The sequence below is a fragment of the Aliivibrio friggae genome (assembly GCF_057368515.1).
Genome location: NZ_CM170648.1, coordinates 323711 through 340420, shown reverse-complemented (window position 1 = coordinate 340420; position 16710 = coordinate 323711). Strand labels below are relative to the sequence as shown.

The 16710-nt window shown below is 45.1% G+C and carries 2 protein-coding genes, 1 tRNA gene and 6 rRNA genes; all 9 read right to left on the bottom strand.

All coding sequences use genetic code 11. The annotated features are described in order from the left end of the window. Positions 1-105 precede the first annotated feature (105 nt). Positions 106-221: ribosomal RNA gene (gene rrf / locus AC2INI_RS01550) — 5S ribosomal RNA — on the bottom strand. Between the two features lie 124 nt (positions 222-345). After that, positions 346-3236, bottom strand: a 23S ribosomal RNA gene (locus AC2INI_RS01545). 285 nt (positions 3237-3521) lie between these two features. Continuing rightward, positions 3522-3597: transfer RNA gene (locus AC2INI_RS01540), tRNA-Ala, on the bottom strand. Between the two features lie 69 nt (positions 3598-3666). Then, positions 3667-5209: ribosomal RNA gene (locus AC2INI_RS01535) — 16S ribosomal RNA — on the bottom strand. A gap of 400 nt (positions 5210-5609) precedes the next feature. Then, positions 5610-5725 (bottom strand): 5S ribosomal RNA (gene rrf / locus AC2INI_RS01530). Between the two features lie 123 nt (positions 5726-5848). Continuing rightward, positions 5849-8739 (bottom strand): 23S ribosomal RNA (locus AC2INI_RS01525). 361 nt (positions 8740-9100) lie between these two features. Then, a 16S ribosomal RNA gene (locus tag AC2INI_RS01520) occupies positions 9101-10643 on the bottom strand. The 16S, 23S and 5S rRNA genes sit together here with 1 tRNA gene alongside, the layout of an rRNA operon. Before the next feature lie 514 nt (positions 10644-11157). After that, a complete protein-coding gene (gene tamB, locus AC2INI_RS01515) occupies positions 11158-14955 on the bottom strand; it encodes an autotransporter assembly complex protein TamB (protein ID WP_486305207.1) in 3798 nt (1265 codons plus the stop codon). Further along, positions 14952-16673 (bottom strand): autotransporter assembly complex protein TamA, encoded by a 1722-nt coding sequence (tamA, locus tag AC2INI_RS01510; protein ID WP_486305206.1) that lies wholly within the window; start codon positions 16671-16673, stop codon positions 14952-14954. Before tamA ends, tamB begins: the two co-directional genes overlap by 4 nt. Positions 16674-16710 lie beyond the last annotated feature (37 nt).

Sequence of the window (16710 nt, the reverse complement as noted above, 5' to 3'; positions counted from 1 at the left end):
TTATTTATGAAAGACTTAAAAACGTTATGTTGACTTGGCTCACAGTGACAAACTGGGAGCGAAATAAAAGCCCGTTCTATTGAACGGGCACTTATTCAAATTCAAGCCTGGCGATGTCCTACTCTCACATGGGGAAACCCCACACTACCATCGGCGCTATTACGTTTCACTTCTGAGTTCGGCATGGGATCAGGTGGGTCCATAACGCTATGGTCGCCAAGCAAATTCTTTCTATCTACCTCAATAAGAGATAAATAATAATCTGGAAAGCTGTGTATGCGTTCTTAATCACATTCAATACGTTTCTTGCAACTTCAAATCCGTTCAAAACCCCTTGGGTGTTGTATGGTTAAGCCTCACGGGCAATTAGTACAGGTTAGCTCAATGCCTCGCAGCACTTACACACCCTGCCTATCAACGTCGTAGTCTTCAACAACCCTTTAGGATACTTAAAGTATCAGGGATGACTCATCTCAAGGCTCGCTTCACGCTTAGATGCTTTCAGCGTTTATCGATCCCGAACTTAGCTACCGGGCAATGCTACTGGCGTAACAACCCGAACACCAGAGGTTCGTCCACTCCGGTCCTCTCGTACTAGGAGCAGCCCCTTTCAATCATCCAACGCCCACGGCAGATAGGGACCGAACTGTCTCACGACGTTCTAAACCCAGCTCGCGTACCACTTTAAATGGCGAACAGCCATACCCTTGGGACCGACTTCAGCCCCAGGATGTGATGAGCCGACATCGAGGTGCCAAACACCGCCGTCGATATGAACTCTTGGGCGGTATCAGCCTGTTATCCCCGGAGTACCTTTTATCCGTTGAGCGATGGCCCTTCCATTCAGAACCACCGGATCACTATGACCTGCTTTCGCACCTGCTCGAATTGTCATTCTCGCAGTCAAGCGGGCTTATGCCATTGCACTAACCACACGATGTCCAACCGTGTTTAGCCCACCTTCGTGCTCCTCCGTTACTCTTTGGGAGGAGACCGCCCCAGTCAAACTACCCACCAGGCACTGTCCGCAATCCCGATAAGGGACCAACGTTAGAACATCAAGCATACAAGGGTGGTATTTCAAGATTGCCTCCACCAATACTAGCGTACTGGTTTCAAAGGCTCCCACCTATCCTACACATGTAGGGTCAATGTTCAGTGCCAAGCTGTAGTAAAGGTTCACGGGGTCTTTCCGTCTAGCCGCGGGTACACTGCATCTTCACAGCGATTTCAATTTCACTGAGTCTCGGGTGGAGACAGCGTGGCCATCATTACGCCATTCGTGCAGGTCGGAACTTACCCGACAAGGAATTTCGCTACCTTAGGACCGTTATAGTTACGGCCGCCGTTTACTTGGGCTTCGATCAAGAGCTTCGACCGAAGTCTAACCCCATCAATTAACCTTCAAGCACCGGGCAGGCGTCACACCGTATACGTCATCTTACGATTTAGCACAGTGCTATGTTTTTAATAAACAGTTGCAGCCACCTGGTATCTGCGACTCCCGGCAGCTTAGAGAGCAAGTCTCATCACCGCTAGGAGCGTACCTTCTCCCGAAGTTACGGTACCATTTTGCCTAGTTCCTTCACCCGAGTTCTCTCAAGCGCCTTAGTATTCTCTACTCGACCACCTGTGTCGGTTTGGGGTACGATTCCTTATAATCTGAAGCTTAGAGGCTTTTCCTGGAAGTATGGCATCAATAGCTTCACATCCGTAGATGCTCGACATCGTGTCTCAGCCTAACAAGAGTCCGGATTTACCTAAACTCTTAGCCTACGCACTTGAACTTGGACGACCGTCGCCAAGCCTACCTAGCCTTCTCCGTCCCCCCATCGCAATTATAAGAAGTACGGGAATATTAACCCGTTTCCCATCGACTACGCTTTTCAGCCTCGCCTTAGGGGTCGACTTACCCTGCCCCGATTAACGTTGGACAGGAACCCTTGGTCTTCCGGCGAGGGGGTTTTTCACCCCCTTTATCGTTACTCATGTCAGCATTCGCACTTCTGATACCTCCAGCAGCCCTTACAGACCACCTTCAACGGCTTACAGAACGCTCCCCTACCCAGCACAATAAATTGTACTGCCGCAGCTTCGGTGTATAGCTTAGCCCCGTTACATCTTCCGCGCAGGCCGACTCGACCAGTGAGCTATTACGCTTTCTTTAAATGATGGCTGCTTCTAAGCCAACATCCTGGCTGTCTGAGCCTTCCCACATCGTTTCCCACTTAGCTATAACTTTGGGACCTTAGCTGGCGGTCTGGGTTGTTTCCCTCTCCACGACGGACGTTAGCACCCGCCGTGTGTCTCCCGGATAGTACTTACTGGTATTCGGAGTTTGCAAAGGGTTGGTAAGTCGGGATGACCCCCTAGCCTTAACAGTGCTCTACCCCCAGTAGTATTCGTCCGAGGCTCTACCTAAATAGATTTCGGGGAGAACCAGCTATCTCCAAGTTTGATTGGCCTTTCACCCCTAGCCACAAGTCATCCGCTAATTTTTCAACATTAGTCGGTTCGGTCCTCCAGTTGATGTTACTCAACCTTCAACCTGCCCATGGCTAGATCACTTGGTTTCGGGTCTATATCCAGAGACTGAACGCCCAGTTAAGACTCGGTTTCCCTACGGCTCCCCTAAACGGTTAACCTTGCCACTGAATATAAGTCGCTGACCCATTATACAAAAGGTACGCAGTCACATAACAAGTATGCTCCTACTGCTTGTACGTACACGGTTTCAGGTTCTATTTCACTCCCCTCACAGGGGTTCTTTTCGCCTTTCCCTCACGGTACTGGTTCACTATCGGTCAGTCAGTAGTATTTAGCCTTGGAGGATGGTCCCCCCATATTCAGACAGGATATCACGTGTCCCGCCTTACTCGTTTTCACTGATGATGAGATGTCGGTTACAGGGCTATCACCTTGTATCGCGGCACTTTCCAGAGCCTTCACCTGTCTCATTAAAAGCTTAAGGGCTAACCCAATTTCGCTCGCCGCTACTTTCGGGATCTCGGTTGATTTCTCTTCCTCGGGGTACTTAGATGTTTCAGTTCTCCCGGTTTGCCTCGCTGCGCTATGTATTCACGCAGCGATACTAGCTTATGCTAGTGGGTTTCCCCATTCAGAAATCGTAGACTCAAATGGTTTTTACTACCTAATCTACGCTTATCGCAAGTTAATACGTCTTTCATCGCCTCTGACTGCCAAGGCATCCACCGTGTACGCTTAGTCACTTAACCATACAACCCCAAGAGGTTTCGTATGGCATAAACAACCAAGGTTGAACTCGTCATTGCGAGTTCTGGTTTTTCGCCGGATTCAAAATACAAGAACACTTGAATGTGTTTTTAGTTTGTTTATCTAAGATAAACAAAAGATATTAAGAACTTTTAAATTTTGATTTACCTAACTCGTAAGTCAGTTAAATCAGTCAGCTTTCCAAATTGTTAAAGAGCAATTGTTTTTCAACCTAGTTAAAGGTTTATAAACCATTTTTAAAGACTCTCAAGGAGAATACTTAAAAATGGTGGAGCTATGCGGGATCGAACCGCAGACCTCTTCGCTGCCAGCGAAGCGCTCTCCCAGCTGAGCTATAGCCCCACATAACATCTCTTTTATTTTTTAACCTAATCAATCTGTGTGAACACTCATAAATCGCAATCTATCGTTTAAGGAGGTGATCCAGCCCCAGGTTCCCCTAGGGCTACCTTGTTACGACTTCACCCCAGTCATGAACCACAAAGTGGTGAGCGTCCTCCCGAAGGTTAAACTACCCACTTCTTTTGCAGCCCACTCCCATGGTGTGACGGGCGGTGTGTACAAGGCCCGGGAACGTATTCACCGTGACATTCTGATTCACGATTACTAGCGATTCCGACTTCACGGAGTCGAGTTGCAGACTCCGATCCGGACTACGACGCACTTTTTGGGATTCGCTCACTATCGCTAGCTTGCAGCCCTCTGTATGCGCCATTGTAGCACGTGTGTAGCCCTACTCGTAAGGGCCATGATGACTTGACGTCGTCCCCACCTTCCTCCGGTTTATCACCGGCAGTCTCCCTGGAGTTCCCACCATTACGTGCTGGCAAACAAGGATAAGGGTTGCGCTCGTTGCGGGACTTAACCCAACATTTCACAACACGAGCTGACGACAGCCATGCAGCACCTGTCTCACAGTTCCCGAAGGCACAAGTCCATCTCTGGTCTCTTCTGTGGATGTCAAGAGTAGGTAAGGTTCTTCGCGTTGCATCGAATTAAACCACATGCTCCACCGCTTGTGCGGGCCCCCGTCAATTCATTTGAGTTTTAATCTTGCGACCGTACTCCCCAGGCGGTCTACTTAACGCGTTAGCTCCGAAAGCCACGGCTCAAGGCCACAACCTCCAAGTAGACATCGTTTACGGCGTGGACTACCAGGGTATCTAATCCTGTTTGCTCCCCACGCTTTCGCATCTGAGTGTCAGTGTCTGTCCAGGGGGCCGCCTTCGCCACTGGTATTCCTTCAGATCTCTACGCATTTCACCGCTACACCTGAAATTCTACCCCCCTCTACAGCACTCTAGTTCACCAGTTTCAAATGCGGTTCCGAGGTTGAGCCCCGGGCTTTCACATCTGACTTAATGAACCACCTGCATGCGCTTTACGCCCAGTAATTCCGATTAACGCTCGCACCCTCCGTATTACCGCGGCTGCTGGCACGGAGTTAGCCGGTGCTTCTTCTGTCGCTAACGTCAAGATATGCAGCTATTAACTACACACCCTTCCTCACGACTGAAAGTACTTTACAACCCGAAGGCCTTCTTCATACACGCGGCATGGCTGCATCAGGCTTTCGCCCATTGTGCAATATTCCCCACTGCTGCCTCCCGTAGGAGTCTGGACCGTGTCTCAGTTCCAGTGTGGCTGATCATCCTCTCAGACCAGCTAGAGATCGTCGCCTTGGTGAGCTCTTACCCCACCAACTAGCTAATCTCACCTGGGCTAATCTTGACGCGAGAGGTCCGAAGATCCCCCTCTTTGGTCCAAAGACATTATGCGGTATTAGCTATCGTTTCCAATAGTTATCCCCCACATCAAGGCATATTCCCAGGCATTACTCACCCGTCCGCCGCTCGTCAGCAAATTAGCAAGCTAATTTCTGTTACCGCTCGACTTGCATGTGTTAGGCCTGCCGCCAGCGTTCAATCTGAGCCATGATCAAACTCTTCAATTAAAGTTTTTTGGTTTGTTTCAGCAGAAACAAAACCGGCTCAATGATTAATACTGATTGTTACATAAAAGTAATTTTGTGTAGTCACTCAGTTCATTGATTATTTTTGTTTGAATTCACTTCGAAAAGTAAAAGCAAACTAGTGATTATCAACTCACAAGTGCCCACACAGATTGATTTGGTTAAATTGTTAAAGAGCTTGTCTTTCAACCACTTAGCGTTACCGCTTCGTCGCTTCAGGCTGCGTATAATACGCTTTCTGATTTGAAAGTCAAGATAATATTTTCAACTTTTTCATTTATTTATGAAAGACTTAAAAACGTTATGTTGACTTGGCTCACAGTGACAAACTGGGAGCGAAATAAAAGCCCGTTCTATTGAACGGGCACTTATTCAAATTCAAGCCTGGCGATGTCCTACTCTCACATGGGGAAACCCCACACTACCATCGGCGCTATTACGTTTCACTTCTGAGTTCGGCATGGGATCAGGTGGGTCCATAACGCTATGGTCGCCAAGCAAATTCTTTCTATCTACCTCAATAAGAGATAAATAATAATCTGGAAAGCTGGTATGTGTTCTTAATCACATTCAATACGTTTCTTGCAACTTCAAATCCGTTCAAAACCCCTTGGGTGTTGTATGGTTAAGCCTCACGGGCAATTAGTACAGGTTAGCTCAATGCCTCGCAGCACTTACACACCCTGCCTATCAACGTCGTAGTCTTCAACAACCCTTTAGGATACTTAAAGTATCAGGGATGACTCATCTCAAGGCTCGCTTCACGCTTAGATGCTTTCAGCGTTTATCGATCCCGAACTTAGCTACCGGGCAATGCTACTGGCGTAACAACCCGAACACCAGAGGTTCGTCCACTCCGGTCCTCTCGTACTAGGAGCAGCCCCTTTCAATCATCCAACGCCCACGGCAGATAGGGACCGAACTGTCTCACGACGTTCTAAACCCAGCTCGCGTACCACTTTAAATGGCGAACAGCCATACCCTTGGGACCGACTTCAGCCCCAGGATGTGATGAGCCGACATCGAGGTGCCAAACACCGCCGTCGATATGAACTCTTGGGCGGTATCAGCCTGTTATCCCCGGAGTACCTTTTATCCGTTGAGCGATGGCCCTTCCATTCAGAACCACCGGATCACTATGACCTGCTTTCGCACCTGCTCGAATTGTCATTCTCGCAGTCAAGCGGGCTTATGCCATTGCACTAACCACACGATGTCCAACCGTGTTTAGCCCACCTTCGTGCTCCTCCGTTACTCTTTGGGAGGAGACCGCCCCAGTCAAACTACCCACCAGGCACTGTCCGCAATCCCGATAAGGGACCAACGTTAGAACATCAAGCATACAAGGGTGGTATTTCAAGATTGCCTCCACCAATACTAGCGTACTGGTTTCAAAGGCTCCCACCTATCCTACACATGTAGGGTCAATGTTCAGTGCCAAGCTGTAGTAAAGGTTCACGGGGTCTTTCCGTCTAGCCGCGGGTACACTGCATCTTCACAGCGATTTCAATTTCACTGAGTCTCGGGTGGAGACAGCGTGGCCATCATTACGCCATTCGTGCAGGTCGGAACTTACCCGACAAGGAATTTCGCTACCTTAGGACCGTTATAGTTACGGCCGCCGTTTACTTGGGCTTCGATCAAGAGCTTCGACCGAAGTCTAACCCCATCAATTAACCTTCAAGCACCGGGCAGGCGTCACACCGTATACGTCATCTTACGATTTAGCACAGTGCTATGTTTTTAATAAACAGTTGCAGCCACCTGGTATCTGCGACTCCCGGCAGCTTAGAGAGCAAGTCTCATCACCGCTAGGAGCGTACCTTCTCCCGAAGTTACGGTACCATTTTGCCTAGTTCCTTCACCCGAGTTCTCTCAAGCGCCTTAGTATTCTCTACTCGACCACCTGTGTCGGTTTGGGGTACGATTCCTTATAATCTGAAGCTTAGAGGCTTTTCCTGGAAGTATGGCATCAATAGCTTCACACCCGTAGGTGCTCGACATCGTGTCTCAGCCTAACAAGAGTCCGGATTTACCTAAACTCTTAGCCTACGCACTTGAACTTGGACGACCGTCGCCAAGCCTACCTAGCCTTCTCCGTCCCCCCATCGCAATTATAAGAAGTACGGGAATATTAACCCGTTTCCCATCGACTACGCTTTTCAGCCTCGCCTTAGGGGTCGACTTACCCTGCCCCGATTAACGTTGGACAGGAACCCTTGGTCTTCCGGCGAGGGGGTTTTTCACCCCCTTTATCGTTACTCATGTCAGCATTCGCACTTCTGATACCTCCAGCAGCCCTTACAGACCACCTTCAACGGCTTACAGAACGCTCCCCTACCCAGCACAATAAATTGCACTGCCGCAGCTTCGGTGTATAGCTTAGCCCCGTTACATCTTCCGCGCAGGCCGACTCGACCAGTGAGCTATTACGCTTTCTTTAAATGATGGCTGCTTCTAAGCCAACATCCTGGCTGTCTGAGCCTTCCCACATCGTTTCCCACTTAGCTATAACTTTGGGACCTTAGCTGGCGGTCTGGGTTGTTTCCCTCTCCACGACGGACGTTAGCACCCGCCGTGTGTCTCCCGGATAGTACTTACTGGTATTCGGAGTTTGCAAAGGGTTGGTAAGTCGGGATGACCCCCTAGCCTTAACAGTGCTCTACCCCCAGTAGTATTCGTCCGAGGCTCTACCTAAATAGATTTCGGGGAGAACCAGCTATCTCCAAGTTTGATTGGCCTTTCACCCCTAGCCACAAGTCATCCGCTAATTTTTCAACATTAGTCGGTTCGGTCCTCCAGTTGATGTTACTCAACCTTCAACCTGCCCATGGCTAGATCACTTGGTTTCGGGTCTATATCCAGAGACTGAACGCCCAGTTAAGACTCGGTTTCCCTACGGCTCCCCTAAACGGTTAACCTTGCCACTGAATATAAGTCGCTGACCCATTATACAAAAGGTACGCAGTCACATAACAAGTATGCTCCTACTGCTTGTACGTACACGGTTTCAGGTTCTATTTCACTCCCCTCACAGGGGTTCTTTTCGCCTTTCCCTCACGGTACTGGTTCACTATCGGTCAGTCAGTAGTATTTAGCCTTGGAGGATGGTCCCCCCATATTCAGACAGGATATCACGTGTCCCGCCTTACTCGTTTTCACTGATGATGAGATGTCGGTTACAGGGCTATCACCTTGTATCGCGGCACTTTCCAGAGCCTTCACCTGTCTCATTAAAAGCTTAAGGGCTAACCCAATTTCGCTCGCCGCTACTTTCGGGATCTCGGTTGATTTCTCTTCCTCGGGGTACTTAGATGTTTCAGTTCTCCCGGTTTGCCTCGCTGCGCTATGTATTCACGCAGCGATACTAGCTTATGCTAGTGGGTTTCCCCATTCAGAAATCGTAGACTCAAATGGTTTTTACTACCTAATCTACGCTTATCGCAAGTTAATACGTCTTTCATCGCCTCTGACTGCCAAGGCATCCACCGTGTACGCTTAGTCACTTAACCATACAACCCCAAGAGGTTTCGTATGGACCGTTTGCTTTCACTTTTCAAAGTGAAGACAAAACAGCAACCAAGGTTGAACTCGTCATTGCGAGTTCTGGTTTTTCGCCGGATTCAAAATACAAGAACACTTGAATGTGTTTTTAATTTGTTTATCTAAGATAAACAAAAGATATTAAGAACTTTTAAATTTTGATTTATCTAACTCGTAAGTCAGTTAAATCAGTCAGCTTTCCAAATTGTTAAAGAGCTTAAAGCAAAAAGCTTTAATCAATAATCGAAATCATTAATTAAAGCTCTGTCACTTCAACTTATTAAAACCTAATCAATCTGTGTGAACACTCATAAATCGTAATCTATCGTTTAAGGAGGTGATCCAGCCCCAGGTTCCCCTAGGGCTACCTTGTTACGACTTCACCCCAGTCATGAACCACAAAGTGGTGAGCGTCCTCCCGAAGGTTAAACTACCCACTTCTTTTGCAGCCCACTCCCATGGTGTGACGGGCGGTGTGTACAAGGCCCGGGAACGTATTCACCGTGACATTCTGATTCACGATTACTAGCGATTCCGACTTCACGGAGTCGAGTTGCAGACTCCGATCCGGACTACGACGCACTTTTTGGGATTCGCTCACTATCGCTAGCTTGCAACCCTCTGTATGCGCCATTGTAGCACGTGTGTAGCCCTACTCGTAAGGGCCATGATGACTTGACGTCGTCCCCACCTTCCTCCGGTTTATCACCGGCAGTCTCCCTGGAGTTCCCACCATTACGTGCTGGCAAACAAGGATAAGGGTTGCGCTCGTTGCGGGACTTAACCCAACATTTCACAACACGAGCTGACGACAGCCATGCAGCACCTGTCTCAGAGCTCCCGAAGGCACTAAGCTATCTCTAGCGAATTCTCTGGATGTCAAGAGTAGGTAAGGTTCTTCGCGTTGCATCGAATTAAACCACATGCTCCACCGCTTGTGCGGGCCCCCGTCAATTCATTTGAGTTTTAATCTTGCGACCGTACTCCCCAGGCGGTCTACTTAACGCGTTAGCTCCGAAAGCCACGGCTCAAGGCCACAACCTCCAAGTAGACATCGTTTACGGCGTGGACTACCAGGGTATCTAATCCTGTTTGCTCCCCACGCTTTCGCATCTGAGTGTCAGTGTCTGTCCAGGGGGCCGCCTTCGCCACTGGTATTCCTTCAGATCTCTACGCATTTCACCGCTACACCTGAAATTCTACCCCCCTCTACAGCACTCTAGTTCACCAGTTTCAAATGCGGTTCCGAGGTTGAGCCCCGGGCTTTCACATCTGACTTAATGAACCACCTGCATGCGCTTTACGCCCAGTAATTCCGATTAACGCTCGCACCCTCCGTATTACCGCGGCTGCTGGCACGGAGTTAGCCGGTGCTTCTTCTGTCGCTAACGTCAAGATATGCAGCTATTAACTACACACCCTTCCTCACGACTGAAAGTACTTTACAACCCGAAGGCCTTCTTCATACACGCGGCATGGCTGCATCAGGCTTTCGCCCATTGTGCAATATTCCCCACTGCTGCCTCCCGTAGGAGTCTGGACCGTGTCTCAGTTCCAGTGTGGCTGATCATCCTCTCAGACCAGCTAGAGATCGTCGCCTTGGTGAGCTCTTACCCCACCAACTAGCTAATCTCACCTGGGCTAATCTTGACGCGAGAGGTCCGAAGATCCCCCTCTTTGGTCCGAAGACATTATGCGGTATTAGCTATCGTTTCCAATAGTTATCCCCCACATCAAGGCATATTCCCAGGCATTACTCACCCGTCCGCCGCTCGTCAGCAAATTAGCAAGCTAATTTCTGTTACCGCTCGACTTGCATGTGTTAGGCCTGCCGCCAGCGTTCAATCTGAGCCATGATCAAACTCTTCAATTAAAGTTTTTTGGTTTGTTTCAGCAGAAACAAAACCGGCTCAATGATTAATACTGATTGTTACATAAAAGTAATTTTGTGTAGTCACTCAGTTCATTGATTATTTTGTTTGAATTCACTTCGAAAAGTAAAAGCAAACTAGTGATTATCAATTCACAAGTGCCCACACAGATTAATAGGTTTCAAATTGTTAAAGAGCTTTTCTTCTACTTTCAAAGCGTTTTCGCTTTTCTGTGAAGAGGACGGCCATTTTATCGATTTAAGTTTCAGTGTCAAGCACTTATTTGAAACTTAATTTCTAAACCATCCTGCTACCAACCCTTTGCTGCTCTTGGTTGAGCGCTCCGTGTCAGTGAGGTCGCATTATAGGGAGTTCGATCACATTAGCAAGCTTTAAATGTGTTTTTTTATATGTTTTCTTTCCGTTTGAGCGCTATTTAAACGATAGAAAACTTATACTTTATTACCCTTACCTGTGACACAGCTTGTGCACAAAGTTATCCACAATTACTTTGTTTTAATCAAATGTAAATTGATAAATCAAATCAACCGCATTGTCTACTCCAGAAATAGCCTCTAAATAGAGATCACTAATAATTCGATACCTTAGCGTAAATTCACCCAGTGAATTAAAAATACCGACTCCATATTTAACTTGGAGATCTGGCGCTATATAGCCACTAATTGTTACTTGCGACTCATCACCGGAACCTGCCGTATCTAATTGTAAGTCTTGAACACCAAATGCTTGCCCTATTTCACCAACAACCTTCCCACTCTTCGCAAGACTTAAGCCTATCAGTGTCGTCGTCATGGCATTACCACCAGATTCACTATCTATATCCTGTCCTCTTAACAGATAAGACAAAGCATTGGCTTGAGGCATAGACGGAGATGAGAATATTTCAACTCTAGGAGTATCAGCAGGACCACTCACTTTAACTCCTGCTATCACATCATCCTGAGTATTCTCTGGATTTCGAATCGCCTCTATATCTACATAAGGTTGATCTGCAGGGCCATTAAATAGAATCTTCCCTTTTCTTATTTGTAGATCTTGTCCAAAAGAGCGATAAGTACCATCTTCAATGTTTACCTCTCCAGTAATGAATGGACCTTTATTCTTTTGGGTTACATTTAATTTGCCAACCAATCCTGCTTCTAAACCAAATGCTGAAAGAAGCACATCATCACCAATCGATATGTTAATGTCAGTCTCTATATCCATTGGAAGCGTAGTTTCAGTTTCCACAGGCTGAAGGTCATCATTTAAAATCACTTCATCTTTTGATACTCCGATTGCGCTTTCGGGTAAATCGTTCACAACAATTCTTCCCCACGGAATACCAATACTGCCTGTGATCTTCGCTAATGTAGGAATGATGCGGATCTTCATATCTGGCTTAACTTTCAATTTGACCATTGGTGGGACGTTTACTTGAAGTTCATTACCAAAAACATCAAGTCCTGCTTTCCAATTTTTCAAATCACGCCAATCAGCTGAACCATTAATATGTAAATCACCATCAGGGGTCGTTATCTTAGAAACAAGCTCTCCATCATAACCATTCAACTTGATTTTAAAGTCACCATTATCAACATCAACAGGAGACACCTCCCCTTTTACTATTACTTTACTAATCTCAAGGTCACCGACTGACTTAGGGTGCAGTATCGGTCCTGAAAAATTAATCCTTGAATTAATGAAGCCTTGAAGTTGACTGTATTCACCTAATACTGGTTGAAACATAGATAATGAAAGCTCCTCTATATTAGAGGTCGCTTTTATTGTTTTCTTTCCAGTCAAATCATCAATGACAGCTTGTCCTTTTAATTGACCATTATCGGTCAATGCAATGAGCCAATCGGCATTGAGCTCATCATTTTTCATTTCAGCATTAACGTTAATATCATCCCAACCAATAATAAGCGGTTGTTCCATCTGCTGTTGGACACTCCCTGTTGGTAAATACAGAGTTGCTTTAACGTAAGGAGCCTTTTGCTTCTCCCATTTTGCAATAACATTTAGATTCGCTTCACCATTAATTGTCGTTTCTTCTGGTAAAAAGTTTTTTAGCTTACTAAATTCAAAATGATTAATGCTTAAATCAACCGTTCCTGACTTACCCGCTAATAAATCTTTATTCAAGCAAATAGAGGTGGCTCCTTGGCTCCAACAGTTTGCTTGAATAAATGCTTCTGATGTCTGAATGTCATAGGCCAGTGCTGCTTTTTTATCTAATTTCCATGGACCAATCTCTGTTTTAACTTCCGCTTTTGATAACTCACCTTTCCAACCTTTCTTTCTATTTAGAGCACCATCAATGACTAGGTATGAATCAACAACGTTGGAATCCAAATTTACGCTCAAGCGGTGATTTTCTTCTTTGCCACTAAACTTAATATTTAGAGCCTCAAGCAACTGTTTTTTATATTTGCCTTTAGTTAAATCAATACTAAGGTCTGCATTCAGCTTTGGCATTGGAACCACATAGCCCTTAATCGAGGCTTTTTTTAATGTAGCTTCTTTGTCCCACTTTAATCCAAGTGCATCTATATCAAGATCTATCTTTGGCTCTGTTAATTTTCCGGTTAATTCAATATCACCGAATAACTTGCCATGTAAGTCAGGAACACTATCAGACAACTCCGGGAAGTTAACATCTACATCCAAGTTCAACTCTTTATTCACGCCACCAGAGATTTCAATACCATTATCACCATGATGTAACTCTAAACTTGGAATGTTGATGTTTATATCTCCCTTACCATCCTCATCATGAGCAAAGAGAGAACCATTGATATCTAGTGGGTACTTTCTAAAGATACCGTTAATATCGATATTTGGTATTAACGCATTCCAGCCACCTTTCTTTGTAAGCGAGCCACTAGTGACAATTCTTCCACTAATATTTCCTTCTGCGGCTTCCCACTCAAGTCCTGGCTGAATATTTTGAAGATTGATATCCCCTTTCCATTGCACCAGCGATCGCCAATCAACTTCAGCTTTACCTGAAATCTGTCCGCCCAAGGTATCAATAAGTAAATCATATAAATTTACAGAGCCCATATCACCTTTACCTTCAAGACGAATATCCGTTTGCGGGATCCCTTTTCCCTCTATATATAGAGAGCTTGAAAATTGATATTGGTTTAAGTCACCTTTAGCTCTGAAGTTTGGTATTAATGTCGTTATCGTTTTATCACCGCTTAACGGCCAATAAACATCACCTTTTGAAATTTTAATATCGAATGGAAGTGTCGGTTCTAATGGTTTTATCCTTGTATTAACATGAGCCTGCAACCCACCACTCAATTGAAGTGAAGCAGTCAGATCAGCAACACTTCCCTTTGCATCCAATATAACTGTATGGCCTTTTAATTCCGTATCTTTGACTTTTAGGCTGGCATCTAGCGTTAACGGATAATCACCATCAAGTTCGATATCATTATTCATCGTTAAAGTTGCTTGTGGCATATCTAAATAAAAATCTTTTATATGAACGTTATGCTCTCTGACCTTCGCAATAAAATCGAGTTGGTTAACTTGAATTGGAGTCTCTTGTTTAAGGGTAAAGTCTCGTAAGGCAAATTGCTCAATACTAATATTCAGAGGGATATAAACCGAAGGAAGTACTATTCTTGATGCTGGTTTTTCTTCTGATAACTTTTCAGGTGGTTCCTGAGGAACTGCTGACTTAGCTAACTCAACGCTTATCTTCTTCCAAGCAAGCGGAGTTATTATCAAATCACTATGATGTAGTTTTACACCAGTACTAAATGAGCGCCATTGAATATGATTACCTAAAATATTCATATCAATGTTATTCAAACTAATATTCGTTACATTAATAGGGATGGGAATAGATAACAGCTTTTGCTCCGCTGGCTCAGGCTCTTCTGTCGCTTGAGTTTCAGGTAACTCTGGTAAGTTTAATTTCAAACCATCAATCGATATATCATCAATACAAAGCGCTGGTTGTATTAAACATTTGGGAGTAGAGGCAACATGCAAGTTATTTATCTTAGCATTGATGAATGCTTTATCTTGGTAAGATATTCCAGATAAAGAAAACTCAGGCAATAAACTGCCTTCTACTTTATCTATATATAAAGAGGGTAATGCTTTCTCCGCTCCCCATACAAGAAGCTTTAAACCTGGATTAGTAAAAACAATCGCTCCAACCAACAGGAGAAACACAAGAACTAACATCGGTAAAAAAAGCGCTAAACAAATACAATGACGACTAAGACGGCGGCTTTTCTTTTGTTTACTATCGATATTCTGCTCGTGATTTTCTTCTAAAGAACTCATACTTCAGGCCCTAAAGTGAAATGTATTTTAAATTCATCTCCCGGCTCAGCATCAAGTCCCCAAGCGAAATCAAGTCGTACCGGTCCAACAGGTGATGCCCATCTTACACCTAAACCCGCTCCCATCTTCCAATCAGGTGTTGATATCCATGCATCACCATAATCAACAAACGTTGCCAACCACCAATTACCAACCACTCGATATTGATACTCTACACTGCTGGTCGCCATAAATTGACCACCCGTTAAATAGCCTTCTTCATCTTTAGGGGATATTTCTTCATAACCATAACCTCTAACACTATTATCACCACCAGCAAAAAATCGAATCGAAGGAGGCAGCTTGTAGAAGTCATCCGTATACATAGCTCCAATCTCAGCTCTTGCAACTCCGCGATGATTTTCACCAATGCTCCGTACAATAGCTCCTTGCGCTAAGATACGAAGTAATTTCACATCAGAAGTTAAGCCCTGATCGGTCGCCTCAATAGTAAATGCTTTTTTATCGCCCCACATAGGCATAGTGCCACCACGAGAACGACTTTTAGAAAAAGACACACCAGGAAGTATTAATCTTGCAGTACCATCTTGAGAACCTTGGGTAAATTCTTCATAAAGAAAACGGGTATAAAGCGTTCTATGCCAACCAGAATCAAATACCCAGTGTCTTTCAACGGCCAAATTTGACTCTAAACTGTCTGTATCTCTATTATCCACATTCTTTAAACCATACTTAACGATATAGTAATCTTTAAGTACCTGCTCTAAAGGGATTTTATAGGATATAGTTGCTTCTTGTTCTGGCTTTGAAATAGAAAAGCCTGTGTCTAAACTATGTCCATAATCGTTAAGCCATGGTTTTTTCCAACGGACCTTACCTCTAACACCGACATCTGTAGAGTAACCAATACTGGTTTCCAATTGGTTTCGAACCTGAGGGGATAAATGCACATTCATTGGCAATTGTCGACTAGACCCAACAGCCTCAAGATCTGGCTCAACATAAACAGAAGAAAACCACTCCGTATTAGATAAAGATTGGTTTAGTAGACCAATTTGGCTTGCTAAGTATGGGTCTCCTTCTTTGAAAGGAATAATAGAACGGACGCGTTTCTCTTCAATTTGGCTGCCATCAATTTTTGTTTTACCAAAATGGTAACGTTGACCACTCTGATAATGCAAGCGCACCAAAGCTTGATGACGACCAGGAGCAATCTCTAGGCGGCTTAGAGTAAACTCACCATCAAAATAGCCTTTTCTTAATGCTAGATTTTGCAAAGTGCTTTTTAAGCTTTCATATTTACCATGATTAATCACTTGCCCCAGATTTAACCCTGAATTATCAACCGCATTAATAAAATCAATATCATCTTTCGCTTCACCGGTGATCAAGATATCACTGACATAGATATAAACAGGCTCTCCAGGATTAACCGTCAGCACTAAGGTGTGCTCCCCTTTTTCACCTTCAATAGAAAAACTCATCAATGGCTGGTAATAACCTAACGCTTTAAGTGCATCACGAGTGTTGTTTTCAAGGCGAGACTGGAAACGAAGCGAAGTTGAGTACTCCTCTTCTGGTATGGCTGAAATATACGCTTCGACGTTACTCAGCAAAGATCCTTCTAAACCCTCGATCTCTAGTTCCGTTTGTGCTGTCACTCTTGTTGAAAAAAAGGTCAAGCAGCACATCAATAAGAGGGGTAACTTCTTTGTCATACTTAATTAATTATTCTATTGATTCATGAATGCGTTC

Coding starts and splice junctions, on each gene's coding strand:
- tamB (WP_486305207.1), bottom strand. CDS start 14,955: ATGAGTTCTTTAGAAGAAAATCACGAGCAGAATATCGATAGTAAACAA.
- tamA (WP_486305206.1), bottom strand. CDS start 16,673: ATGACAAAGAAGTTACCCCTCTTATTGATGTGCTGCTTGACCTTTTTT.